This is a genomic window from Streptomyces sp., from assembly GCF_019510245.1.
Taxonomy (GTDB): Bacteria; Actinomycetota; Actinomycetes; order Streptomycetales; family Streptomycetaceae; genus Streptomyces.
This window is the reverse complement of sequence record NZ_JAEKKT010000181.1, coordinates 88,489-113,768: the sequence shown is the minus strand read 5'-3', so window position 1 is coordinate 113,768 and position 25,280 is coordinate 88,489. Positions and strand designations below refer to the sequence as shown.

19 protein-coding genes and 1 pseudogene are annotated in these 25,280 nt (G+C 70.1%); 12 read left to right on the top strand and 8 right to left on the bottom strand.

Annotated features, from left to right (window positions below):
* The first annotated feature begins 338 nt into the window (after window positions 1–338).
* Both JF597_RS36465 and JF597_RS36460 read left to right on the top strand, forming a co-directional pair.
* A complete protein-coding gene (locus JF597_RS36465) occupies window positions 339–746 on the top strand; it encodes an ATP-binding protein (RefSeq protein WP_294005568.1) in 408 nt (135 codons plus the stop codon).
* Window positions 747–1,005: 259 nt separating this feature from the next.
* Window positions 1,006–3,438, top strand: coding sequence for a SpoIIE family protein phosphatase (locus JF597_RS36460; protein ID WP_294005566.1), 2,433 nt, complete (start codon window positions 1,006–1,008; stop codon window positions 3,436–3,438).
* Between the two features lie 196 nt (window positions 3,439–3,634).
* Here the strand turns inward: JF597_RS36460 and JF597_RS36455 are convergent, their stop codons facing one another.
* Entirely contained in the window at window positions 3,635–5,113 is a 1,479-nt protein-coding gene (locus JF597_RS36455; RefSeq protein WP_294005563.1) for a hypothetical protein, read from the bottom strand.
* Window positions 5,114–5,195: 82 nt separating this feature from the next.
* Between JF597_RS36455 and JF597_RS36450 the strand changes: the two genes are divergently transcribed.
* Together JF597_RS36450 and JF597_RS36445 are read left to right on the top strand one after the other, a co-directional pair.
* Window positions 5,196–6,434 carry a glycosyl hydrolase family 18 protein gene (locus tag JF597_RS36450; RefSeq protein ID WP_294005561.1) on the top strand — a complete coding sequence of 413 codons (1,239 nt, stop codon included), beginning with the start codon at window positions 5,196–5,198 and terminating at the stop codon, window positions 6,432–6,434.
* Window positions 6,431–7,420 carry a phosphotransferase gene (locus JF597_RS36445; RefSeq protein WP_294005558.1) on the top strand — a complete coding sequence of 330 codons (990 nt, stop codon included), beginning with the start codon at window positions 6,431–6,433 and terminating at the stop codon, window positions 7,418–7,420. The genes JF597_RS36450 and JF597_RS36445 overlap by 4 nt, the downstream gene beginning before the upstream one ends.
* On the opposite strand, the gene JF597_RS36440 is transcribed toward JF597_RS36445, so the two are convergent.
* The 4 genes from JF597_RS36440 to JF597_RS36425 are packed head-to-tail and all read right to left on the bottom strand — an operon-like array spanning window position 7,395 to window position 11,298.
* Window positions 7,395–8,171 carry a succinate dehydrogenase/fumarate reductase iron-sulfur subunit gene (locus tag JF597_RS36440; RefSeq protein WP_294005555.1) on the bottom strand — a complete coding sequence of 259 codons (777 nt, stop codon included), beginning with the start codon at window positions 8,169–8,171 and terminating at the stop codon, window positions 7,395–7,397. The two genes, JF597_RS36445 and JF597_RS36440, sit on opposite strands and share 26 nt — an antisense overlap.
* Entirely contained in the window at window positions 8,168–10,123 is a 1,956-nt protein-coding gene (locus JF597_RS36435; RefSeq protein WP_294005552.1) for a fumarate reductase/succinate dehydrogenase flavoprotein subunit, read from the bottom strand. Before JF597_RS36435 ends, JF597_RS36440 begins: the two co-directional genes overlap by 4 nt.
* A 14-nt stretch (window positions 10,124–10,137) precedes the next feature.
* Complete coding sequence (locus JF597_RS36430) at window positions 10,138–10,959, bottom strand: hypothetical protein (protein ID WP_294005549.1); 822 nt, start codon at window positions 10,957–10,959, stop codon at window positions 10,138–10,140.
* A gap of 48 nt (window positions 10,960–11,007) precedes the next feature.
* Window positions 11,008–11,298: a hypothetical protein gene (locus JF597_RS36425; protein WP_294005547.1), complete on the bottom strand. Its 291-nt coding sequence runs from the start codon at window positions 11,296–11,298 to the stop codon at window positions 11,008–11,010.
* A 344-nt stretch (window positions 11,299–11,642) separates the two neighbouring features.
* On the opposite strand from JF597_RS36425, the gene JF597_RS36420 reads away from it, so the two are divergent.
* The 7 genes and pseudogenes from JF597_RS36420 (at window position 11,643) to JF597_RS36390 (ending at window position 22,986) form a co-directional block, all read left to right on the top strand.
* Window positions 11,643–13,901, top strand: a complete 2,259-nt coding sequence (locus tag JF597_RS36420; protein ID WP_294005545.1) for an ABC transporter family substrate-binding protein — start codon at window positions 11,643–11,645, stop codon at window positions 13,899–13,901.
* A gap of 239 nt (window positions 13,902–14,140) precedes the next feature.
* A pseudogene (gene typA / locus JF597_RS36415) lies at window positions 14,141–16,064 on the top strand (translational GTPase TypA).
* A 707-nt stretch (window positions 16,065–16,771) separates the two neighbouring features.
* Window positions 16,772–17,806: an ABC transporter permease gene (locus JF597_RS36410; RefSeq protein ID WP_294005542.1), complete on the top strand. Its 1,035-nt coding sequence runs from the start codon at window positions 16,772–16,774 to the stop codon at window positions 17,804–17,806.
* 87 nt (window positions 17,807–17,893) lie between these two features.
* A complete protein-coding gene (locus JF597_RS36405; RefSeq protein ID WP_294005540.1) occupies window positions 17,894–19,696 on the top strand; it encodes an ABC transporter substrate-binding protein in 1,803 nt (600 codons plus the stop codon).
* A gap of 102 nt (window positions 19,697–19,798) precedes the next feature.
* Window positions 19,799–20,779: an ABC transporter permease gene (locus tag JF597_RS36400; RefSeq protein WP_294005537.1), complete on the top strand. Its 981-nt coding sequence runs from the start codon at window positions 19,799–19,801 to the stop codon at window positions 20,777–20,779.
* Between the two features lie 22 nt (window positions 20,780–20,801).
* On the top strand, window positions 20,802–21,863 hold the full coding sequence (locus JF597_RS36395) for an ABC transporter ATP-binding protein (protein WP_294005535.1): 1,062 nt from the start codon (window positions 20,802–20,804) through the stop codon (window positions 21,861–21,863).
* 13 nt (window positions 21,864–21,876) lie between these two features.
* The gene (locus JF597_RS36390; protein WP_294005532.1) at window positions 21,877–22,986 is read left to right on the top strand and encodes an oligopeptide/dipeptide ABC transporter ATP-binding protein; all 1,110 of its coding nucleotides are present in this window, start codon (window positions 21,877–21,879) and stop codon (window positions 22,984–22,986) included.
* Between the two features lie 24 nt (window positions 22,987–23,010).
* Here JF597_RS36390 and JF597_RS36385 read toward each other — a convergent pair whose 3' ends face one another.
* Complete coding sequence (locus tag JF597_RS36385; protein WP_294005529.1) at window positions 23,011–23,751, bottom strand: class I SAM-dependent methyltransferase; 741 nt, start codon at window positions 23,749–23,751, stop codon at window positions 23,011–23,013.
* Between the two features lie 84 nt (window positions 23,752–23,835).
* Between JF597_RS36385 and JF597_RS36380 the strand changes: the two genes are divergently transcribed.
* Complete coding sequence (locus JF597_RS36380; protein WP_294005526.1) at window positions 23,836–24,225, top strand: VOC family protein; 390 nt, start codon at window positions 23,836–23,838, stop codon at window positions 24,223–24,225.
* Here JF597_RS36380 and JF597_RS36375 read toward each other — a convergent pair.
* Window positions 24,165–24,416, bottom strand: a complete 252-nt coding sequence (locus JF597_RS36375) for a DUF397 domain-containing protein (protein WP_294005522.1) — start codon at window positions 24,414–24,416, stop codon at window positions 24,165–24,167. The genes JF597_RS36380 and JF597_RS36375 overlap by 61 nt on opposite strands.
* Entirely contained in the window at window positions 24,413–25,264 is an 852-nt protein-coding gene (locus tag JF597_RS36370) for a helix-turn-helix transcriptional regulator (protein WP_294005519.1), read from the bottom strand. The genes JF597_RS36375 and JF597_RS36370 overlap by 4 nt, the downstream gene beginning before the upstream one ends.
* Between the last annotated feature and the right edge of the window lie 16 nt (window positions 25,265–25,280).

Genomic DNA, 25,280 nt, shown 5'->3' with positions numbered 1-25,280 from the left:
TCCCGACGAATAGGGGCGCTGGGATGCACCGGACGTGCGGCGCCCGCCGCATGGGCGCGAAGTCCGCTTGAGTCCGGGGCGCAGCCCCGGCGAAAAGGGGCGCTGGGGGTACCCCCGGCCGAAGGCTGGGGGAGGAACTGCGCGACCAGCCCCCATGGCGCCGCACCCGCCCGACACCCGCGCCCCCCGAGCTCATAGGCGCCCGGCCCCCCGGCGTAAGCCGTTCGCACCACAGTGCGCCCTGTCTCACGGTACTGCCCTCCGGTAATCGGGTATGTGCCCATTAACCCCACAAAACCGGACAGTGCCGGGCTCGCAGCCGGGGAAGCGACTGGGAAGTGATCGGTGTGATCGACACCGAAGGTGACACCGTCGAGTGGACCTTTCCCGCGGAACCGGGCGCCGTGCGCACCGCCCGGACCGCGGTCCGAGACCAACTGCGCGGCTGGGGCCTGGACGGCCTCGCCGACCTCGCCGCTCTGCTCGTCAGCGAACTGGTCACCAACTCGCTGCGGCACGCCACCGGCCCCATCGGCGTCCGCCTCGTCCGCCCCTCGCAGCTCGGCGGCGCCCTGCGCGTCGAGGTCTCCGACCCGCTCCCGGACCCGCCGCGCGAGCGCGCCGCCAGCCCCGACGACGAGAGCGGCCGCGGCCTCCAGCTGGTTGCGGGGTCCTCGCGCAGCTGGGGTACCCGTCCGGGAGACAACGGCAAGACGGTCTGGTTCGAGCTGGCCGTACCAGGGTGAACCGGGTGAACGGGGTGTACACGCAGTGCTACGTCGTCCACCCGCGAGAGTGGCTGATCAACACGTGCCGGAGTACGTGATTCGACGGCGTGTTCCCTGGTTAGAAGACTGGAAGTGTTGTCACGGTCCGGTCCGGAAATCGTCGGGACCGTGCTGTGATCGTGAACACCGTGTCAGGCGGCGCCGTAGTGCTGGATACTGCGGGCAGCCGCACCCGGTGACCGGTACCGGACGCGGTGAGCTGGAGGGGACGGTTCGCGTGAGCGAGATACCAGCTAAGGCCACGGAGTCCGAGGACCCGTCGGACGGCGCGAGGGCGGGGACCGCGGAGACAGCCGCGGTCCCTGGCGACGCCGTGTGGCAGAGCAGCCCGCCCGGCTCGATCTACGACTACATCAAGGTCGCCTCCTTCTCCATCGGCGCCGGCGGCCTGGTCGACCAGTGGAGCCTGCGCGCCGAGCAGATCTTCGGCATCCCCGCCGAGCGCGCCGTCGGCATGGACCCCATCGAGGCGTTCGTCGCCCCGGACCTGCGCGAGCGCGGCCAGCGGAAGATGGCCGAGATCCTCGACGGGCGGGAGTGGACCGGCGTGGTCCCGTTCCGGATGCCCGACACGGCGGACGGCGAGCGCGGCGAGGAGGGCATCGCCGAGGTCTACGTCATGCCCACCCGCACCGCCGAGGGCGAGAACGCGGCCGTGTGCATCGTGGTCGACGTCCGCACCCTGCGCAGCATCGAGACCGACCTCGCGGCCTCGCAGTCGATATTCGGTCAATCTCCGTTCGGCTTCCTGCTGATCGACACCGACCTGCGGATCCGCCGCGCCAACGTACGGTTCTCCTCCATCTTCGGCGGCACCCCCGAGGACCACCGCGGCAAGGGCGTCCACGACTACCTGCCGCGCTCCGAGGCCGAGCGGGTCGCGGCCACCCTGCGGCGGGTCCTGGAGACCGGCAACTCCATCACGGACATGCACGTCACGGGCTTCGTGCCGGGCTCCGAGGAGCGCCGGCACTGGTCCATCAACCTCTACCGGGTGCACAGCGGCACCGGCCGCCCGATCGGCATCGCCTGGCTCGGCCTCGACATCACCGCCCGCCGCGCCGCCGCCCGCGAGGCCGCCGCCGCCCGGCGCAACCTCGCCCTGCTCAACGAGGCCGGCGCCCGCATCGGCAACTCCCTGGACCTGGAGACCACCGCCCGCGAACTCCTCGACGTGGTCGTCCCCGGCTTCTGCGACCTCGCCACCGTCGACCTCTACCAGGGACTGCTGGCCGGCGACGAGACCCCGCCGGGACTCGCCGACGGCAGCGCCGAGCTGCGCCGGGTCGCCTTCGCCAGCGCGGTCTCCGACGCCCCCTTCGTGGGCGGCGGCGCACCGGTCGCCGTCGGCGCCGTCCACCACTACCCCTTCAACTCCCCGTGCGCGGACGCCCTGCGCACGGCCCGCCCGCAGGCTGTGCCGGCGGCGGAGGGCGGCCTCGTCCAGTCCACGCTGGCCGTGCCCATGGTCGCCCACGACACGGTCGTCGGTCTCGCCCAGTTCGCCCGCACCAAGGGCAGCGAGCCGTTCGGCGACCGTGACCGGGAGCTCGCCGTGGAGCTGGCCGCCCGCGCCGCCGTCTGCATCGACAACGCCCGCCTCTACCGGCGCGAGCACGAACGCGCGTTGATACTGCAACGGTCCCTGCTCCCGCCCGGCGACCCGGAGGCCTCGGGGCTGGACATCGCCTGCCGCTACCTGCCCGGCAACGCGGCCACCGAGGTCGGCGGCGACTGGTTCGACGTCATAGAACTCCCCGGCCACCGCACGGCGCTGGTGGTGGGAGACGTGATGGGCCGGGGTCTACGCGCGGCGGTCGCGATGGGTGAACTCCGCACCGCGGTCCGTACGCTGGCCCTGCTCGACCTCGAACCGGCCGAGGTCCTCTCCGCGCTGGACGAGATCGCCCGCGGCCTCGGCACCCCCGGCGGGGTCCAGCAGGCCACCCGCACGGCCCGCCAGCCCCGCGACGCCGACCTCTCCGAGGTCTACCTCGCCACGTGCGTGTACGCCGTCTACGACTCCGTCACCAGACGCTGTACGTTCGCCAACGCCGGCCACCTGCCGCCCGTCCTCGTGGAACCGGGCGAGGCCGCCCTGATGCTCGACGTGCCGCCCGGCATGCCGCTCGGCGTCGGCGGCGAGCCCTTCGAGGAGGTCGAGGTCGACCTCCCCGAGGGCTCCCTCCTCGCCCTCTACACCGACGGCCTGGTCGAATCCCGCGACCATCCCCTCGACGAGGGCCTCCAGGCGTTCGTGGGGGCCCTCACGGACCCCGCCCAGCCCCTGGAGGACGTCTGGCAGCTCCTCACGTGGGACCTGGAGCCGCTGGTCGACACGACGGAGCTCCTGGTCAGCGAACTCGTCACCAACGCGCTGCGGTACGGCGAGGGCGAGATAAGGCTCCGTCTCCTCCTCGACCGGACCCTGGTCTGCGAGGTCTGGGACTCCGGCCTGGTCCAGCCGAGGCGCCGTAGGGCGCGGGACACCGACGAGGGCGGGCGTGGCCTGCAACTGGTCGGCCTGCTCAGCGCGGCGTGGGGCTCACGCCGGACGCCGCGCGGGAAGACGGTGTGGTTCGAACTCCCGCTGCCGGACGGGGAGACGGGGCTGACCGACCCTGCGGAGGCACTGCTCAGCCTGTTCTGAGAGACCGTTTTTCGGTGCGGCGCCGCGGGGGCTGATCACCCTTCGGGGCCGCTCTGGTGAGCGCATCCCGATGCGGCGCCGCGCTTCTGAGGGGGCGCTCGCGCAGCCCCCTGCTTTTGGGGGCGCGGGGAACTGCGCGACAAGCCCCCGCGCACCCGCGGCCGCCCGGCGGCCTTCCGTGGCACCCCCTGACGCGCTACCCCAACCGCCCCCGGCTCTCCGGCCCCCCGAAGGCCACCACCGGCCCCCCGTTTCCCTCCTCACCCAGCAGCACACCCCCGAGCACCGCCCCGGCCACCCCGCTCCCGTGCGCGGCCTCGCCGGTGAACGGGTTGCCGTGCGCCCGCACATCCCGCTCCGCCAACTCCCGCGCCTTCCGGGCGAGCCGATCCGCATCCGCCGGCGCCGCGCCCCGCGCAGCGGCCAGCAGCGCCCGCGCCTCCGCCCCCACCGCCCCCCGATGCGTCCCCACGAAGTCGTCCGCCGCCCCCAGCGCACTGCGCGCCACCAGCCCCGCCCCCGCCGCGATCACCCCGGCCCGCCCGCCCCCCGTCCCCTCCACCGCCCGCGCGACCCGGCGCAGGGCGTCCAGCGGGTCGTACCTCCCGCCGGTCACCTCTGCCCGCACGCCGGCCAGCACGGCGTCGGCGTGCGCCAGCCTCGGCGGCAGCGCCGTCCCCCGCAGACCCGCCAGCTCCGCCTCGGCGCCCGTGAGGGCGGCCGGCACCAGCGCCGCCGCCGTCCGCAGCTCCTCCGCCAGCCGCTCCACCCCGTCCAGCAGCACCGCGGCCTGCGCCACGGCTCCCTCGGCGGCCCGCACCCCCCGCCGGAACCCGTCGCCGTCGCCCGAATCGGCGGACTGGCGGGCCCGGTTGAGCTGTGCGGTGGCGAACACCAGCCGGTCCTTGGCCTGTTCGACATAGCCCACGACGGAGGCGACCGCGGCCGCACCGTACCGCTCACCCGCCCCGGCCAGCGCCGCCGCCACCCCGCCGGTCCGCCCCGCCAGCCGCCGGAACCGCCCCTCGGCCGCGGCCAGCACCTCCCCCGCCTCCCACTCGGCGTCGAACCCCGCCGCCTCCGCGTCCAGTTGCCGCCCCGCCTCCGCGCACCGCCCGACCACGCCCACCAACGCCTGGCGCCGGCCGGCGTCGTCCGCCGGCACCCCCTCCTCGTACCGCCGCCAGATCGCGAACGCGGCCGTCAGCTCGGTCTCGGCCGCCCGCAGTGCCCGTTCCGCGGACGTGGCCTCGACGTACCCGAGGGCCTCCCGGCTGGTGCGGACGCAGTCGTCGGCGAGGACCAGGGAGGCCCGGGCCTGCCGCTCGGCATCCGCGGGCGTCGGAGCCGGCGGGGCGGGGGAGAGGACGCCCGGCGTGGTGCGCGAGCGGGCCCGCCGTATCCGGCGTACGTATCCGTAGCCGCCGAGCGCACCGGCCACCGCCACGGCGAGGAGCGGCAGGACGTAGTCGGTCGCCGCCGCCCCGTCCGCCGCCCGGGCCGCGGCAACCGCTCCGCCGTCCGCCACGGGAACCGGATCTTGAGTGACGCTCGTCATCACCGGCAACACCAGCCAGACCACCCCGGCCACCCCGCCCAGCACCGCATGCCCCACCCGCACGGCTATGTGCCCCGTGGCATGCCTCGGCCGACCCCGGATCAAGGATGACGTCACATTTGGGAGCGTATGGGCAGCCAGTCGCCCCCGCGACCGGGGCGGAGACAGCCGGGGGACGACGAGAAAAGGGTGACAGAACATGAAACGGAGCCCGAACCAGGAAAACGACCCGGAACCCACCGCCGACCCGGAACCCACCGCCGACCCGAGCCCCGCACCCCGCCCCCACACCCCCGCAGCCGCCCCGAACCCGCCGCAGACCTCGCTCCCGCCCGCCACCGCCCCAGGCCCGGCCCGGGTCCCGCCCGCACCCGCCGACGCGCCCGAACCCCCACAGGGGTCACCCGCACCCGACGGCGAGAGCCGCCCGGGCCGGGCGGGTGGGAAAACGAAAGTCGGCAGATGGACGCTACGCGTCATCCTCCTGCTGCTGCTCCCCCTCCTCATCGCCGAGACCGCCCTCCGCATCAACTACGCCGGCGACCCGAAGGCCGGTACGTACAGCCGGAACCGGGACGCCCTCTGGCTCGGTCACGCGTGGGTCGACGGTCGTAGGACCGACGCCGACGTCACCGCCCTCGCCGCCCGGCTCGCGGACACCGGCATTCGCGACCTCTACGTCCATGCCGGACCACTGGAACACAACGGCACGCTGCCCAAATCGGCCTGTCCCAAGGCCCGTTGGCTGATAACGGCCGTGCATCGAAAACTTCCCGGCGTCCGGGTGCAGGCCTGGCTCGGGGACGAGCTCGCACCCGAGAAGCCCAACGCCATGCATCTGGAGAAGAAGGCGACGCGGGACGCCGTCGTCGCGTCGGCGCGGCAGGTCGTCGCCGCCGGGTTCGACGGGGTCCACTTCGACCTGGAACCCCTGCACTCCGGCGACCGCAACTACCTCGCCCTCCTCGACGCCCTGCGCCCCGCGACCCCGCTGCTCTCCGTCGCCGCACACCAGATCGATCCGCTGCCGGACTTTCACTCCTTCTGGGGTACCGTCACCGGTCATCCGAAATGGTGGTCGCAGGAATATTTCGGGCAGGTCGCCCGTCGGGTGGACCAGATCGCGGTGATGTCGTACGACACCATGCAGCCGTTGCAGAGCCTGTACGGCGGGTACGTCGCGCAGCAGACCAGCCTCGCGCTGGAGGTCACACCGGCGGACACCGATCTCCTCATGGGGCTGCCCTTCTACCACGAGAACCGGTTCGGGCACTGGGCGCACGCGGAGACCGTGCCGGCGGCCGTGCGAGGGGTTCGGCTGGGACTGTCACGGACGGACCCGGATCGCGCTACCTTCGGCGTCGCCCTGTACGTCGACTTCGCCGCCACCGAGGATGACTGGACCTCCTATCGGAAGGACTGGGTCCGTACGCCATGACAACCGCTCGTGCCCACCTCACCCGTGACGACCTCGCGTCGCTCTCCCGCGAGGCCCTCGGCCGTCCTCCCGCAGCCGTCACCCGGCTGCGCGGAGGGAGCAAGAAGGGCGTCTACCGGCTCGCCCTCGACAACGGCCGGAGCGCGATCGCGTACGTCTGGTCGCCGGAGGAGGACTACTGGGGGCCCGTCGACGCCGACATCCGCGACCCCTTCGCGCACGCCTCCGGTCTCGGCCTGTTCCTGTCCGCCCACGACCTGCTGACCGAACTCGGCGTGCGCACCCCGCGCCTGCTGTTCGCCGACGAGGAGGCCCGGCACCTGCCCGCCTTCGCCGCGGTCGTCGAGGACGTCCGCGGCGGCAGCCTGGAGGTGCTGCTGCGCAGCGACCCGGGCGCCGCACGGGTGCCGCTGGCGCGGCTGGCGGGGACGCTCGGCGTGCTCCGCGAGCACGTCTCCGCCGGGTACGGGAAGGCCGCCCTGGTGGAGGAGGGCGGGAAGCCGCTCGGCAGCTCCTGCGAACAGGTCGTCGCGGACCGCGCGATGCGCGACATCGCGGAGGTGGCCGAGCGGGACCCCCGGCTGCGCGAGGCGCGGCGGGCGCTGGCCGAGCGCGTGCACGAGCTCTACGACGCGGTCGAACCGCGCGAGACCGCCTCCCTCGTGCACGGCGAACTCGGCCCGGACCACGTCCTGGTGACCGAGGAGGGCGATCCCGCGCTCATCGACATCGAAGGCCTGATGTACTTCGACGCCGAATGGGAGCACGTCTTCCTGCAGCTCCGCTTCGGGCCCGCCTACGACGTGCTGCGCACCGCCGACCTCGACGAGGACCGGATGGCCCTGTACCGGCTGGCGATGCACCTCAACCTCGTCGCCGGGCCGCTCAGGCTGCTGGACGGCGACTTCCCGGAGCGCGAAACGATGCGGGACATCGCCGAGTCCAACCTGCGGCAGGTGCTCAGCCTCCTGCGGGGCGCCTCCTGATCTTCGAGCCGAGCCAGACCAGCGGGTCGTACTTGCGGTCGACGGCCCGCTCCTTCAGGGGGATCAGCGCGTTGTCGGTGATGTGGATGCCCTCCGGGCACACCTCCGTGCAGCACTTGGTGATGTTGCAGTAGCCGAGGCCGTGCTCGTCCTGGGCCGTGCGCTTGCGGTCCAGGCCGGTGGCTTCCGCCGCGTCCAGCGGGTGCATGTCCAGTTCGGCGACGCGCATGAGGAAACGCGGTCCGGCGAAGGCCGTCTTGTTCTCCTCGTGGTCGCGCACGACGTGACAGGTGTCCTGGCACAGGAAGCACTCGATGCACTTGCGGAACTCCTGGGAGCGGTCCACGTCCTCCTGGAACATCCGGTACTCGCCGGGTCCGACCCCGGCGGGCGGCACGAACGCCGGGACCTCCCTGGCCTTCTGGTAGTTGAAGCCGACGTCCGTGACCAGGTCGCGGACGACCGGGAAGGCGCGCAGCGGGGTGACCGTGATGGTCTCGTCCTGCTCGAAGACGGACATGCGGGTCATGCACATCAGGCGCGGGCGGCCGTTGATCTCCGCCGAGCACGAACCGCACTTGCCCGCCTTGCAGTTCCAGCGGACGGCCAGGTCGGCGGCCTGGGTGGCCTGGATGCGGTGGATGATGTCGAGGACCACCTCGCCGTCGTTCACCTCGACCTTGAAGTCCTCCAGGCCGCCGCCCTCGGCGTCGCCCCGCCAGACCCGGAAGTGGGCCGTGTAGCCGCTCATTCGTACAGCTCCTCTTCGGCGAGGTACTTGACCAGCTCCTCCTTCTCGAAGAGGGCGAGCAGGTCGGCTCGGATGGGGTCGGTGGTCTCGCGGGTGAGGTCGATCTGGCCGCGCTCCGGGTCGGCGGCGGCCAGGCCGCCCGTGGGGTCGGCCAGCCGGCACAGCAGGTTCACGGGGCGCCACCTGCGGTCCATCGTCGGATGGTCCTCGCGGGTGTGCCCGCCGCGCGACTCGGTGCGCTCCAGCGCCGCCCGGGCCACGCACTCGCTGACCAGCAGCATGTTCCTGAGGTCCAGGGCGAGGTGCCAGCCGGGGTTGAACTGCCGGTGCCCCTCGACCCCGGCCCGGCGCGCCCGCACCCGCAGCTCGGCGAGCCTCTCCAGCGCCTGCTCCATCTCGCCCTCCCGGCGGATGATGCCGACGAGGTCGTTCATGGACTGCTGGAGCTCCTGGTGGAGGGTGTACGGGTTCTCCGGCGGGCCGGCGTCCGGCTCCTGGCTCTCGGCGGAGAAGGGCCGCAGCGCCTCGGCGGCCGCCGCGTCGATCTGCTCGTCGTCCACGGCCGGCCGCTCGTCGAGGGCCGCCGCGTGGTCGGCCGCGTGCCAGCCCGCCCGGCGCCCGAAGACCAGCAGGTCGGAGAGCGAGTTGCCGCCGAGCCGGTTGGAGCCGTGCATGCCCCCGGCCACCTCACCGGCCGCGAACAGCCCCGGCACCCCGCGGGCGGCGGCGGTGTCGGAGTCCACCGCGACCCCGCCCATCACGTAGTGGCAGGTCGGCCCGACCTCCATCGCCTCCGCCGTGATGTCGACGTCCGCCAGCTCCTTGAACTGGTGGTACATGGAGGGCAGCCGGCGCCGGATGACGTCCGCGGGCATCCGCGTCGACACGTCCAGGAAGACCCCGCCGTGCGGGGAGCCGCGGCCCGCCTTCACCTCGGAGTTGATGGCGCGGGCGACCTCGTCGCGGGGGAGCAGCTCCGGGGGACGCCGGTTGTGGTCCGCGTCCTCGTACCAGCGGTCGCCCTCCTCCTCGGACTCGGCGTACTTCTCCTTGAAGACGTCCGGGACGTAGTCGAACATGAACCGCTTGCCCTCGGAGTTGCGCAGCACCCCGCCGTCGCCGCGCACCGACTCGGTGACCAGGATCCCCTTCACCGACGGCGGCCAGACCATGCCGGTCGGGTGGAACTGCACGAACTCCATGTTGAGCAGCGGCGCCCCGGCCAGCAGGGCGAGCGCGTGCCCGTCGCCGGTGTACTCCCAGGAGTTCGAGGTCACCTTGAAGGACTTGCCGATGCCCCCGGTCGCGACGACCACGGAGGGCGCTTCGAGGACGAAGAAACGGCCGGTCTCCCGCTCGTACGCGAAGACCCCGGAGACCCGTGTGCCCGCGGCGGAGCCGCTGTCAGGCACGGTCTTGAGGATTCGGGTGACCGTGCACTCCTGGAAGACCTTGAGCCGGGACTCGTAGTCGCCGGTCTCCTTCTCGTCCTCCTGCTGGAGCGAGACGATCTTCTGCTGGAGGGTCCGGATCAGCTCCAGCCCCGTGCGGTCGCCGACGTGGGCGAGGCGCGGGTACTCGTGGCCGCCGAAGTTGCGCTGGGAGATCTTCCCCTCCTTCGTGCGGTCGAAGAGGGCGCCCCAGGTCTCCAGCTCCCAGACCCGGTCCGGGGCCTCCTTGGCGTGCAGCTCGGCCATCCGCCACTGGTTGAGGAACTTGCCGCCGCGCAGGGTGTCGCGGAAGTGCACCTGCCAGTTGTCGTGCTCGTTGACGTTGGCCATGGCCGCCGCGATGCCGCCCTCGGCCATCACCGTGTGCGCCTTGCCGAACAGCGACTTGCAGATCACCGCCGTACGGGCGCCCCGCTCGCGCGCCTCGATCGCGGCCCGCAGTCCCGCCCCGCCGGCGCCGACCACCACGACGTCCCACTGCTGCCGCTCCACCGCTGACATCAGAAGCCCCCGTCCTAGAAGAATCGCGGATCGTCGAAGACACCGGACGCGAGCAGATAGACGTAGAAGTCGGCGAGCGCCACGCTCACCAACGACGCCCAGGCGAGCAGCATGTGCCGGGCGTTGAGCCGGCCCACGAACTGCCATGCCTTGTAGCGCACGGGGTGTTTGGAGAAGTGCTTGAGCTTGCCGCCGACGATGTGCCGGCAGGAGTGGCAGGACAGCGTGTACGCCCAGATCAGCACGATGTTGACCAGGAAGACCAGGGTGCCGAGGCCCATGTGGCCCCAGCGCTCGTGCGGGTCCCGGAAGGAGAGCACCGTGTCGTAGGTCAGCACGCAGGCGACCAGCAGGGCGAAGTAGAAGAAGTACCGGTGGACGTTCTGCAGGATGAGCGGGAAGCGGGTCTCACCGGTGTACTTCGCGTGCGGCTCGGCCACCGCGCAGGCGGGCGGGGACGCCCAGAAGCTGCGGTAGTACGCCTTGCGGTAGTAGTAGCAGGTCAGGCGGAAGCCGAGCGGGAAGATCAGGATGATGATCGCCGGGGAGATCGCCCACCAGCTGCCGAAGACGTCGGCGTTCGGGCCGGCCGGCATGGTCCTGCAGTTCTCCGCCAGACAGGGTGAGTAGAACGGCGAGACGTACGGCGCCGAGTAGTAGTGCGCGTTCGAGAAGGCCCGCCACGTCGAGTAGACGACGAACGCGAACAGACCGGCCGCGGTGACGGCGGGCGCCAGCCACCAGCGGTCGGTCCGCAGGTGCGGGGCGGAGATCGCGGCGCGCGTACCGGTGCGTACGCCGCCGCTGTTCGGATGTGGTTCCGTACCAGTGGCCAATGGATGACTCCGGTCGGGGTCGGGGGAGGTGGCCTGCGGTCAGCGCTCCTAGGGGGCGTGCCGGTCGCGGGCGCCGAGACCCTCGTCGTCCGAGTCCGTCCACAGGTTGATGTCGTACGGGTCGTCGGAGATGGTCACCAGCTCGGGGCGCTTGCTCGGGGCGCCGGTGCTGGCCGCATCCCGCAGCAGTGCCACGCTCTCGCGCAGGTGATCGGCGTCGGCGCGGACGCGGCGCATCTCCAGTCCGCCGCTCCCGAGCTGCTGCTCCAGGCGGCCGACGGACCGGTTCAGGTCCTCTAGGCAACGCTTGACTGACGTCAGGTCGTCGTGCACGGACATGACGTGACCTCACTTCCGCGGACTTCGTGGTCCAAGGCGGCAACGTTCATGCGCCTGCGAGTGTTGCGCGTCACACCTGCTGATGTGAAGCCATGTGCAGCGATTGGCGGATTGCGCGCCTCCGTCGCACGCCCGCACGCGCTCTGTGTGCGCCGGGAAGAGCACGGCATTGCGCCGCACGGGTGGCGTTTGGCGGCCTCCGCCGCCGTGTCGTCCCGGCCCGACGGACCCCGTCCATTTCAGTGGGGTCCGTACTTCTGACGTACATGTGATCAACTCCAAAATACCCCTAAATGTGAACAGACCGCACCCGTGTTCACGGGGCCTCCCGGAGGTAAGCAGAGATGTCTCACCACGGCGTCGGCCATAGCGCCCCTTCAGGGGCGCGGGGAACTGCGCGATCAGCCACAACGGCGCGGCAGCCGAACGACGGCGGCACTTCCCGGCGCTACCGGCGGAGCCTCGCCTTTCTCGCCGCCGGCGCCCTCGCCGTCCCCCTCCTCGCCGGCTGCGGCTCCGACGACGAGGGCAGCAAGCCGCTGGCCGGCCAGGACATCGTGCCGGCCGCCCGCGACGCGGTCGCCGAGGGCGGCACCCTGAAGATGGCCGTGGACGCCGTACCCGAGACCCTCAACACCTTCCAGGCCGACGCCGACGCGGGCACCACCCGGGTCGCCCAGGCCGTCCTGCCGTCGATGTTCACCATCGACGCCACCGGGAAGCCGGTCCGCAACCCCGACTACCTGGAGTCCGCGAAGGTCATCGAGACCGAGCCCCGCCAGGTCGTCCTGTACAAGCTCAACCAGCAGGCCGTCTGGAGCGACGGCCGGGAGATCGGCGCCGCCGACTTCGCCGCCCAGTGGCGCGCCCTGTCCGGCAAGGACTCCGCCTACTGGACCGCCCGCAACGCCGGCTACGACCGCATCGCCCAGATCGAGCGCGGCGCCAACGACCTGGAGGTCCGGGTCACCTTCGACCGGCCGTACGCCGACTGGCGGTCGCTGTTCTCGCCGCTGTACCCGAAGGACGTCATGGGTACCCCGGACACCTTCAACGACGGCGCCCGCCGCAAGCTCACCGTCACCGCGGGCCCCTTCCGGGTCGACAAGGTCGACACCGCCAAGAAGGACGTGATCCTCACCCGCAACCCGCGCTGGTGGGGGCGCCCGGCCAAGCTCGACGAGATCGACCTGCATGCCGTGGACCGCGCGAAGCGGGCCTCCGCGCTCGCCGCCGGCACCGTCGACGTCGCCGACATCGACGCCGCCGAGGCCGACCGGATCACCATCGCCGGCCGGGAGAAGGGCACCGGCCTGCCCCTGCAGGGCGCCGGGAAGACCTCCGCCAAGAAGCTGCGGTCCTGGGCGCTGACCCTCGGCATGGACGAGGAGAAGCTGCCCAAGGGGCCCAAGAAGCTCCGCAGGAGCATCGCCAAGTGGCTGGAGCAGCAGCACGAGCTGCGGGACTTCGCCGTCCGCAAGTCGCTGGAGCCCGCCTACACCCAGCTCGCCCTGAACGGCTCCGAGGGTCCGCTCGCCGACGAGCGGGTGCGCCGGGCCGTAGCCCGCGCCCTCGACCGCCAGGCGCTCGCCAAGCTGGTCCTCACCCCGCTGGGGCTGCCCGCCGTCCCGGTGGGCAGCCATGTCGCCCTGTCCGGGCAGGCCGCCTACACCGACGGCAGCGGGGCGATCGGCGGCCTCGACACCCACGAGGCGCAGGCTCTGCTCGCCGACGCGGGCTGGGTGGCCGGCGGCCCGATCAGGGACCCGGGCAAGGCGGCCGGCGCGGAGGACGAGAAGAAGGGCGACAAGGAGAAGGACGACAGCGAGCAGGGCGACGAGTCGGACGGCGGGCACGACGGGCAGTACATCGTCGGCGAGGACGACAAGGGCACGGACGACAAGGGCACGGCAGACAAGGGCACGGACGACAGGGACACCCGCGACCACCAGAAGGACCACGCCCACGGGGCGCCCGGGGCGTACGCGCCGAAGGGCACGGCGGCACCCGGGGGCGCGGGGGCGCCGGCCGGTCCGCTGGCCAAGGACGGGAAGGCGCTCTCGCTGCGGTTCGTGCTGCCCTCGGGGCCGGGCTCCGAGACGCTCCAGTCGGTCGCCGACCAGATCTCGAAGATGCTGGAGAAGGTGGGGATCGCGACCGAGATCCAGAAGGTCTCCGACGACAGCTACTTCAAGGACCACATCGCGGCCGGGCAGTACGACCTCGCGCTGTACTCGTGGCCGTCGTCCGCGTTCCCGGCGACGGACGCGCGGCCGATCTACGCGAAGCCGGTGGTGGCGGCCGACGGGTCGCTGAACGTCGAGCAGAACTACACGCGGGTCGGCACCGACCAGGTGGACCAGCTCTTCGACCAGGCGCTGGGCACGCTGGACGAGGACGAGGCGGACGGGCTGCTGCGCAAGGCGGACTCCAGGATCTGGGCGTCGGCGGGGTCGCTGCCGCTGTACCAGCGGCCGCAGCTCGTGGGCGCCCGCAAGGACCTGGTGAACGTGGGCGCCTTCGGCTTCCAGACGCCGGTGTACCAGGACATGGGGTTCCTGAAGAAGGGGGCGAAGGTGTCGCCGAGCCCCAGCAAGGGGTAGGGCGTTCGCCGTCGTCGGCCGCGGGTGCGGGGGGCTGGTCGCGCAGTTCCCCGCGCCCCTGGGTTCTCGCCTGATCGCTTGCCGATAAGCACCCTGAGCTGCATATACGTATCCCCGCGAGCCGCCGGTCGATCGGCCCCGTACCATGGGGTGAGGCCGTGGCGTGTTCAGCCCGGCAGGCCCGCGTCACACGGACGTGCGAAGAGGGCCTTCTCAACACCCCGGGAGTACGCCGCACTATGGCCACGCGCCACGACATCCGCAACGTTGCCATCGTCGCCCACGTCGACCACGGCAAGACGACACTCGTTGACGCCATGCTGAAGCAGGCCGGTGCCTTCGCGGCGCACGCCGCCGAGTCGCTCGACGACCGCATGATGGACTCGAACGACCTGGAGCGTGAGAGACCTGGAGCGTGAGAAGGGCATCACGATCCTGGCCAAGAACACGGCCGTGAAGTACCACCCGAAGGATGGCGGCGACGTCATCACCATCAACATCATCGACACCCCGGGCCACGCCGACTTCGGTGGCGAGGTCGAGCGCGGTCTGTCGATGGTGGACGCGGTGGTCCTGCTGGTCGACGCCTCCGAGGGGCCGCTGCCGCAGACCCGCTTCGTGCTGCGCAAGGCGCTTCAGCAGCGCCTGCCGGTCATCCTGTGCATCAACAAGACCGACCGCCCGGACTCCCGGATCGACGAGGTCGTCAACGAGACGTACGACCTCTTCCTGGACCTGGACGCGGACGAGGAGCAGATCGAGTTCCCCATCGTCTACGCGTGCGCGCGTGACGGTGTCGCCTCGCTGACCAAGCCGGAGAACGGCACGGTCCCGGCGGACAGCGACAACCTGGAGCCGTTCTTCACCACGATCCTGTCGCACGTCCCGGCCCCGGAGTACGACGAGACGGCCCCCCTCCAGGCGCACGTCACCAACCTGGACGCCGACAACTTCCTCGGCCGTATCGCGCTGCTCCGCGTCGAGCAGGGCGAGCTGCGCAAGGGCCAGACGGTCACCTGGATCAAGCGTGACGGCACGATGTCCAACGTGCGCATCACCGAGCTGCTGATGACCGAGGCGCTCACCCGCAAGCCCGCCGAGAAGGCCGGCCCGGGTGACATCTGCGCCGTCGCCGGTATCTCGGACATCATGATCGGTGAGACCCTCGCCGACCCCGAGAACCCGATCCCGCTGCCGCTGATCACGGTCGACGAGCCGGCGATCTCGATGACCATCGGTACGAACACCTCGCCGCTGGTCGGCCGTGGCGGCACCGGCAAGGGCGCCGACAACAAGGCCGCGGTCAAGGACCGCAAGGTCACCGCCCGCCAGGTCAAGGACCGCCTCGACCGCGAGCTGATCGGTAACGTCTCCCTCCGCGTACTCGACACCGGGCGTCCGGACGCCTGGGAGGTCCAGGGCCGTGGTGAGCTGGCGCTCGCCATCCTGGTCGAGCAGATGCGCCGCGAGGGTTTCGAGCTGACCATCGGCAAGCCCCAGGTCGTCACCAAGCTCGTCGACGGCAAGGTCTACGAGCCGGTCGAGCGCATGACGATCGACGTCCCCGAGGAGCACATGGGCGCGGTCACGCAGCTCATGGGCGTCCGCAAGGGCCGGATGGACAACATGTCCAACCACGGCTCGGGCTGGGTCCGCATGGAGTTCGTGGTGCCGTCCCGCGGTCTCATCGGCTTCCGTACCGAGTTCCTGACCCAGACCCGCGGCACGGGCATCGGCCACTCCATCCACGAGGGCCACGAGCCCTGGTTCGGCACGCTGCAGACCCGCAACAACGGCTCGCTGGTCGCCGACCGCTCCGGTGTCGTCACCGCGTTCGCGATGACGAACCTCCAGGAGCGCGGTGTGCTGTTCACCGACCCCGGCACCGAGGTGTACGAGGGCATGATCGTCGGCGAGAACTCGCGCTCCGACGACATGGACGTCAACATCACCAAGGAGAAGAAGCTCACGAACATGCGGTCGTCCTCGGCCGACTCGTTCGAGGCGATCGTCCCGCCGCGCAAGCTCTCCCTGGAGCAGTCGCTGGAGTTCTGCCGTGACGACGAGTGCGTCGAGGTGACCCCGGAGGCCGTTCGCATCCGCAAGGTGAACCTGGACGCCCGTGAGCGGGCCCGCGCCGCCAGCCGCGCCAAGCACGGCTGATCGCGCCTGATCGCAGGACACCTGAGCCCGGGTGCCCCCATGATGGGGGTGCCCGGGTTTTTTGCAACCCGTTTTCGGGTGGGCGCCGACCGCCGATCTTCGGCCATTGTCCGAAATGCGGAGATCCTCGCCCGATACCCATGTAACAAGTCCGTTTCGCGGCCTTCTCCCGGCGAACGCTTTGTCCATTTTTCGGAAGAACTACGTGCCAGCTGTGACTGAATTGAGATTTAAAGACAGTGGTCGGCACCTGGCTCATGGCAGATAGTTAGCCGCGTAGCGCTCGGGTCAATGGGTCTCGCGCTGTGGGGACAGCGCCCGACTCACGAGCATCAGGGGGTGTCTGGCCCTCCGTCAGGGGTGTCGGAGGGTATGGACGGAAACCTCCTGTTGGTGAACACGTGAAGTCATGAGGAGAAGTCCCATGTGCAGTGTCACAGGCACCAGGTGGGTTCCGTCGCCGAGGACGGCCGTCCGGTCCGTTCCGTCCGACTGTCCTTGGTCGTCCGGTAGTTGGTCCTGAAGCAGCGGCCGCCCGGGTAGTGCCGCCGTTCGCCTACGCGCGTCCGGCTGCGGCATTCCCGTTCGGCCAGGGCATGCCCTGACGCTTCATCGGATCAACGCCTCATCGGTTCATGCCTCTGCGGCCGCGCCCACCCGTGCCGGCCGCCGGTTCGGCACACCCACACCTGTGAATTGGACGAACTGTGACAAGTCCTACGGACATTGAGGGTGGCGGACGGTCGGTCGTCGCGGACGGCGGACCGGAGCCCGACACGAAGACCGCGGTCAAACAGCTAGCGGGCCGGTCCCCGGGCCAGTTGATGTGGCTGCGCTTCAAGCGCGACCGCACCGGTGTCATCTCCGCCTACGTCGTGGGCTTCTTCTTCCTGATCGCCCTGTTCGCCCCGCTCATCTCGAAGCTGTACGGCAAGAACCCGTACACCGTGTACGCAGACGAACGCCCCGAACTCTTCGACAGCGCCGGCGTACCGGTGCAGCCCAACGGCGGCATCAGCAGCGAGTTCTGGTTCGGCCTCGAACCCGGCAACGGCTACGACGTGTTCACCAAGCTGATCTACGGCATCCGGACCTCGCTCTTCATCTCCCTCGCGGTGACGGTCGCGGTGGTCGTCACCGGCATCCTCCTCGGTGTCACGGCCGGCTACCTCGGCGGCAGGACCGACTACTGGATCGGCCGGCTGATCGACTTCCTGCTCGCCTTCCCCTCGCAGTTGTTCTTCATCGCCAGCATGCCCGTCGTGGTCTCCCTCTTCGTCAGCCCCCGTGACGAGACGCCGACCTATGTGCGCGTGGTCGCGCTGATCGTCGTCCAGTGGGTGCTCGGCTGGATGAGCCTCGCCCGCATCCTGCGCGGCACGACGCTGTCCATCAGGGAACGGGAGTTCATCGAGGCGGCCCGGGTCAGCGGGGCGTCCGCCTGGCGGATCATCCGCAGGGAGATCCTGCCCAACGTGGTCACGCCCCTGCTGGTCCAGGCCACGTACCTGCTGCCGAGCTTCGTGACCATCGAGGCGGGCCTGTCCTACCTGGGTGTCGGCGTGGTCGAACCGACCCCCGACTGGGGCCAGATGTTCTCCAAGGCATCGACCGAGCTCGTTCTGCAGAACGACATCACCTACATGTTCTTCCCCGGCGTCTCGATGATCATCTTCATCGTGGCCTTCAACCTGCTCGGGGATTCGGTCCGCGACGCCTTCGACCCCAAGACGGCGCGCTGACCGACTGATCGTGGGCGTCCTCGCCCGGATACCGCACGGCAATTCCCGTTGTGTACCGGTGACACGGAGATAGGTGGAAATTCAGTGATGAGTAGGGGCGGACGCCACGCATACACGGCTGTCTCAGTGCTCGCGGCCGGAGCTCTCGTGCTCACCGGTTGCAGCAAGGGGGGCAGCGATGCGAGCGACAACAACAAGCAGGACCAGAAGAACGCCAAGGCGCAGCAGGCGGCCATCAAGTTCGGCGACGCGGCGGACTCCACGGGGCCCGCGAAGGCGGTGCCTGGTGCGAAGACCGGCGGCAAGCTGGAGGTGCTGCAGCGGGACAGCTACGCGCACCTCGACCCGGCCCAGATCTACGTCTCCGACGAGGGCTCCCTGGCCACGCTGCTGCACAGAGGCCTGACCGGGTACAAGTCGACCGACGACAAGGGCGTGGGCCACGAGGTCGTCGGCGACCTGGCCACCGACTCCGGCACCACCACCGACGGCGGCAAGACCTGGAAGTACACCCTCAAGGACGGCATCAAGTTCGCCGACGGCACGCCCATCACGTCGGCGGACTTCCGGCAGACCTTCGAGCGGCTCTTCGCGCCGTTCATCAACCAGGGCCCGACCTACCTCCAGCAGTGGCTCGCCGACACCACCGGCGCCGACTACCGCAAGCTGCTGCCGGACGGCCCGTACAAGGGCAAGCACCTGCCCGACAGCGTCCTGGAGACGCCCGACGCCAAGACCATCGTCTTCCACTTCAAGACCGCCCACCCGGACCTGCCCTACGCGCTCGCCATGGCGGGCTACGCGGTGGTGTCCAAGAAGGGCGACACCCAGGCGAAGTACGACAAGAACCCGGTCACGAGCGGCCCGTACAAGATCCAGTCGTTCAAGTCCGGCAAGTCGATGGTTCTCGTCAAGAACACCAACTGGGACCCGAAGACGGACCCGATCCGCAACCAGTACGTCGACGAGATGGACTTCACCTTCAACCAGCAGTTCGAGACGTCCACGAAGGCGCTGCTCGCGGACAGCGGCGCCGACCAGACCGGCATCAGCTTCAACAACCAGGTCGACGCGGGCAACCTGTCCAAGGTCCTCAACGACTCGACCCTCAAGTCCCGTACGGTCGCCGGCTACCAGCCGTACGTGGGCCAGATGAACATCAACATGAACCACATCAAGGACAAGAAGATCCGCGAGGCCATCGCATACGCGCTGCCCGTCACGCCGTTCATCCGCGCCTACGGCGGCACCGACGCCATGGAGGTCGCCGGCGGTCTGATCTCCCCGACCGTCACCGGGTACGACGCCTCGTTCGACCCGTTCGGCAAGAAGGCGAAGCCCGCGGGTGACCCCGACAAGGCCAAGAAGCTCCTCCAGCAGGCCGGCAAGGTCGGCATGAAGCTGACCTTCGGCTACATCAACACCCCGGAGGGCCAGCAGTACTCCACCGCCATGGCGGCGGGCCTGAAGAAGGCCGGCTTCAACGTCCAGCGCCAGGAGATCCCGGCCGAGACGTACTACGACCAGATCGGCAAGGTCGACAACAACTACGACATCTACCACACCGCGTGGGGCGCCGACTGGCCGTCCGCCTCGACCGTGATCCCGCCGCTGTACGACGGCCGGGCGATCGCCGACGGTTCGGCGAACTACTCGCACGTCAACGACCCCAAGGTCAACAGCGACATCGACGCCGCCAACGCGATCACCGACCCGGCGAAGTCGGCCGCGGCCTGGGAGAAGATCGACAAGTACCTGCTCACCGACGTCGTCAACGCCGTCCCGACCGCGTACTACAAGCAGGTCCAGATCGCCGGTTCCAAGGTCGGCGGGCTCGTCTACGACAACGTGATCGGCGGCATCGACCCGCGTCGCCTCTACATCAAGTAACCGCCGCCGTCGGTCCGGTACCCGGTACGTCCGTCCGCCCCGCGCGGACCGCGGCGTACCGGGTACCGCCCGGCCCGCAGACGCGAGAGAGCTGCCCCTGTCATGCTGCGTTTCCTCGTCCGCCGGACCCTCGGTGCGATCGTCATCCTGTTCCTGCTGAGCATCGTCACGTTCCTGCTGTTCTTCGGGATGCCCCGGGACCCGGCCCTGCTGATGTGCGGCAAGACGTGCAACCCGACGTCGCTCGCGAACATCCACCATGTGCTCGGCCTCGACAAGCCGATCCCCGAGCAGTACTGGATCTTCCTGCACAATCTGGTGCTGGGCAGCAACCAGTTCGACCAGGGCCCCTGCCCCGCCCCCTGTTTCGGGTACTCGTACCACACCAACGACCTGGTCTGGCAGACGCTCATGGACCGGCTGCCCACCACGGTCTCCCTCACCCTGGGCGGTGCGGTCTGCTTCCTGATCATCGGTCTCGGCACCGGTCTGCTGGCCGCCTGGAAACGCGGCACGCTGATAGACAAGACCGCCACCGCCGGAGCCATGGTGCTCAGCTCCATGCAGATCTACTTCCTCGGCCCGCTCGCGCTCGCCGTCCTCGTCTACCAGACCCACTGGTTCGACAAACCGGCGTACAACAACTTCACCGGCGACCCCGTCACCTGGTTCACCGGGCTGATCATCCCCTGGGTGGTGCTGTCCACGATCTTCGCCGCGCAGTACACCCGTATGGCGCGCTCGTCGATGATCGAACAGCTCCAGGAGGAGCACGTCCGCACGGCCCGCGCGAAGGGCATGTCCCGGCAGTACGTCTTCTTCCGCTACGCCTGGCGCGGCTCGCTCATCCCGATCGTCACCATCTTCGGCATCGACCTCGGCTCCCTGCTCGGCGGCGCCATCATCACCGAGTACACCTTCGGCCTGCCGGGTCTCGGCCAACTCGCGGTGCAGTCCGTGTTCTTCAGCGACCTGCCGCTGCTCCTCGGCGTGATGCTGTTCTCGGCCGCCATGATCCTGCTCTTCAACATCGTCGTCGACGCGGCCTACGCGTTCATCGACCCGCGCGTCCGGCTGTCCTAGGCCGGGCAAGAGGAGAACCGTCGTGACCACTCTGACCAAGGGCGCCGGCACCCCCGCACCGGCCGACGCGGGTGCCTTCCTCTCGGTGCGGGACCTGCACGTAAGCTTCAAGACCGAGGACGGCGTGGTCCGGGCCGTCGACGGGCTGTCGTTCGACGTGGCGCGGGGCAAGACGCTCGGGATCGTCGGCGAGTCCGGCTCCGGGAAGTCGGTCACCAACCTGACCATCCTCGGCCTGCACAACCCCCAGTTCACCACGGTCGAGGGCGAGATCCTCCTGGACGGCCAGGAGCTGATCACCGCCCGCGAGTCCGAACTGGAGAAGGTGCGCGGCAACAAGGCCGCGATGATCTTCCAGGACCCGCTCACCGCGCTGTCGCCGTACTACTCGGTCGGCCGGCAGATCGCCGAACCGTTCATGAAACACCGGGGTGCCTCCAAGCGGGCGGCCTGGGACCGGGCGGTCGAGATGCTCGCCAAGGTCGGCATCCCCAACCCGAAGGAGCGGGCGAAGGACTACCCGCACCAGTTCTCCGGCGGTATGCGCCAGCGCGCGATGATCGCGATGGCCCTGGTCTGCGACCCCGACCTGCTCATCGCCGACGAGCCGACCACCGCCCTGGACGTGACCGTCCAGGCGCAGATCCTGGACCTGCTCAAGGACCTGCAACAGGAGTTCGGATCGGGCATCATCTTCATCACCCACGACTTGGGGGTGATCGCCGACATGGCCGACGACATCATGGTGATGTACGCGGGCAGCGCGGTGGAGCGCGGCACGACGGACGAGGTCCTGCGCGCGCCCCAGCACCCGTACACCTGGGGCCTGCTGAACTCGATGCCACGCCTCGACTCCGACCTGGCCGCGCCGCTGAACCCGATTCCCGGCACCCCGCCCTCCCTGCTGACCCCGCCCTCCGGCTGCCGCTTCCACCCCCGCTGCACCTTCCAGGACCGGGTCGGCGGCACCCGCTGCGTCACCGAACGCCCGCTGCTGGGCCCCGACCGCTCCGCGGCCTGCCACCTCACGGCGGACCAGAAACGCACCATCTTCATCGAAGAGATCAAGCCCCGTCTGGGCTAGGAGACGACACGTCATGACCCAGGACATGGTCCTTCCCGCCCCGCGCGAGGCGACTGCCGGCGAACCGCTCCTCGAGGTCTCCGGCCTGACCAAGTATTTCCCGGTCAAGGGCGGCTTCCCGATCCGGCGCACGGTCGGGCACGTCCAGGCCGTGGACGGCATCGACCTGACCGTACGGGTGGGTGAGAGCTTCGGCCTGGTCGGCGAGTCGGGCTGCGGCAAGTCCACGACGGGCCGCCTGATCACCCGCCTGCTGGAGCCGACGGACGGCACGATCAAGTACCGCGGCCAGGAGATCGGCCACGCCTCCCGCCGGCAGCTGGCGCCGATCCGCTCCGAGATCCAGATGATCTTCCAGGACCCGTACTCGTCGCTGAACCCCCGGCAGACCGTCGGCAAGATCATCTCGGGCCCGATGGAGATCAACGGCATAGAACCGGAGGGCGGCCGCGAGAAGCGCGTCCGCGAACTCCTCGAAATCGTCGGCCTGAACCCGGAGCACTTCAACCGCTTCCCGCACGAGTTCTCCGGCGGCCAGCGCCAGCGCATCGGGGTGGCCCGCGCCCTGGCCCTGGAACCGAAGCTGATCGTCGCCGACGAGCCGGTCTCCGCCCTGGACGTCTCCATCCAGGCCCAGGTGGTCAACCTTCTCCAGCAGGTCCAGAAGGAACTCGGCATCGCGTTCCTGTTCATCGCCCACGACCTGGCGATCGTGCGGCACTTCTCGCAGCGCGTCGCGGTCATGTACCTCGGCAAGATCATCGAGGTCGGCGACCGGGAGGCGATCTACACCCGCCCCCGCCACCCCTACACCCACGCCCTGCTCTCGGCGGTACCCGAGGTCAACCTCACGGACGAGCCGGACGCGGTCGGCCGCGAACGCATCCGCCTGGCCGGCGACGTCCCGTCCCCGATCTCCCCGCCGTCCGGCTGCCGCTTCCGCACACGCTGCTGGAAGGCCCAGGACAAGTGCGCGACGGAGGAACCCCCGCTGATCCAGCTCTCCGGCAACCGGGCGGGTCACCTGACGGCCTGCCACTTCCCGGAGGACCCGACGACGGAGGCCCGCGACGAGGACATCGTCCTCGACCCGGCGCTGGTGGCGCTGGAGGAGGAGGGATAAGGCACCCGCGCGGAGCGGAGCGGCTCAGGCGCGTCGGGCGACCGTGATGATCTCGGGGCTGCCGGCGGAGAGCGGCCCGCGCGCCCAGTCGCCGTACTGCTCGACGACGGCCAGGCCGGCGTCGGCGAGGAAGGCGGAGAGGGCGCCCTGGCCGAGGAAGCGCAGGGTGGACCGGCACACCCGGGGCTGGGGCCAGGGCGCGCCCTCGTATGTCTCCGTGAAGGTCACCCGGTCCCCGGCCGGGGAACCGTCCACCTCGTGCCAGACGCGGACCTGACGGCCGTCCGGGTCGGTGGCGAGGTGCACGCGGTCCGGCGTCCAGGTCTCCCATGGCCGCGCGGTGGGATTGCGGGTCTCGAAGACGAACCGGCCGGTGGGGGAGAGGGCGGTGCGTACGGCGGTCAGCGCGGCCCGCAGGTCGTCGTCGCCGAGCAGCTCCTGGAAAGCGTGACCGGTCATCACGACGAGCTCGAAGTCGTGGCCGTCCCAGCGGCGGGCCCGCAGATCCCCGAGCACCCACTCCACACCGGGTTCGGCCCTACGCGCCTGCACGAGCATCGCCGCGGCCGGCTCAAGCCCCATCAGCCGCCCCTCGTGCCCTTCGGCCCGCGCCCCGCGCAGCAACCGCCCGGTACCGCAGCCGACATCGAGCACGGACGACGCGGACATCACCCGGTCCAGGTAGAAGTCGTCACCCGGCCCCCACGGGTTGAGGCTGTCGTAGAGCGCGGCGAGCGAGAGATCCGCGTACGAATGATCGACCACCGCGGCAGTGTGCCACATGATGTTGAACACAGGGTCAGGAACGGCCCTCTTCTTGAACTTCTATCAACTTCTTCTGGACTGCGGGTGCTTCATCACATAGAGCTGTGGGTGCCGGACCTGGACCGGGCGACGGAGTCCTGGGGCTGGCTGCTGGAAAGCCTGGACTGGACGCCGTACCAGAACTGGCCGGACGGGCGGAGCTGGCGGCTGGGGGAGACGTACGTGGTGATCGAGCGATCAGCGGCGATGCGGGGCGGCGACGCCGGGCACGACCGCATGCGGCCGGGCCTGAACCACCTGGCGTTCCACGCACCGGACCGGGCGACGGTCGACGCGCTGACGCAAGCGGCTCCGGCACACGGGTGGACGCCGCTGTTCCCGGACCGCCACCCGTACGCCGGGGGCCCGGACCACTACGCGGCGTACCTGGAGAACGAGGACGGCTTCGAGGTGGAGCTGGTGGCTCGGGGATGAGCGGCCTGTAGGGCGCCGACGAAGGCGGCGAAGGCGACGGGGCGGAAGGCGAGGGTGGCTCTGGTAGGGGCTTTGGAGTCGCGGACGGTTATGTGGGTGGGGAGGCGGGCTACTTCTACGCAGTTGTTGCCGTCGCCGCTTCCCGAGTAGGACGACCTGCGCCAGTTGTCAGGGGCCACGGTGTGCCTCACAGCTCCTTCGTCAGGTTGTGGATGAAGTCGCGCGACCGATCGGGGTCGAGGGACGCGGACTCCACCTTACGGAAGAGCGTTCGAAATGCGCCGAGTTGGGCCTCGGAGTCGATGAACCCCGCGCCCTGCGGTGCGTCGCGCACCGCGGTGTCCAGCTTGGGCACGGCACCGCCCGCGTACATCATGGCGTTCGTCGCGCCGGCGAAGCCGTCCAGGTCGAACGGGATGACCCGTACGGTGATGTGCTCCGCCTCGGAGAACTCCAGGAGACGGCCGAGCTGAACACGTGTGGCGGCGCGGTCGCACACCCTGATGCGCAGGGCCGCCTCGTGGATCACGGCCTCGTAGGGAACGTAGGCCGGTTCCTCCAGGACCGCCTTTCGTTCCATGCGGTGGCGGACACGCAGCTCAAGATCGCTCGCCGGGAGTTCGGGCACCCGGTAGGAGAAGACGGCGCGGGCGTAGTCCTCTGTCTGGAACAGGCCGGGGATGTGCAGGAACTCCACGTCGAGCCGGTAAGAGGAGTGATATTCCAACTCGGCGAGATCCAGGAAGGACGTTGGCAGCAGACCCCGGTACTCCTCCCACCACCCCCGGGTCCGATCCGTCGCCATCGCCACCAACGCCTCGACCAACTCCATGTCCGTGCAGGAATAATGGGCGGCGAGTCTACGCACCCGGTCCTCGCTCACGCCTGCCGTACCGAACTCGATCTGGCTGATCTGCGCCGAGTCCGTTCCCAGCAGCGCGGCGGCCTCCAATCCTTTGAGTCCTGCGGCCTCACGGAGTTTGCGCAGCTCGGAACCCAGACGCGCCTGACGTGCGGTGGGCTGTTTCCTGCGCGTCATGTGTTCCTCCTCGCCA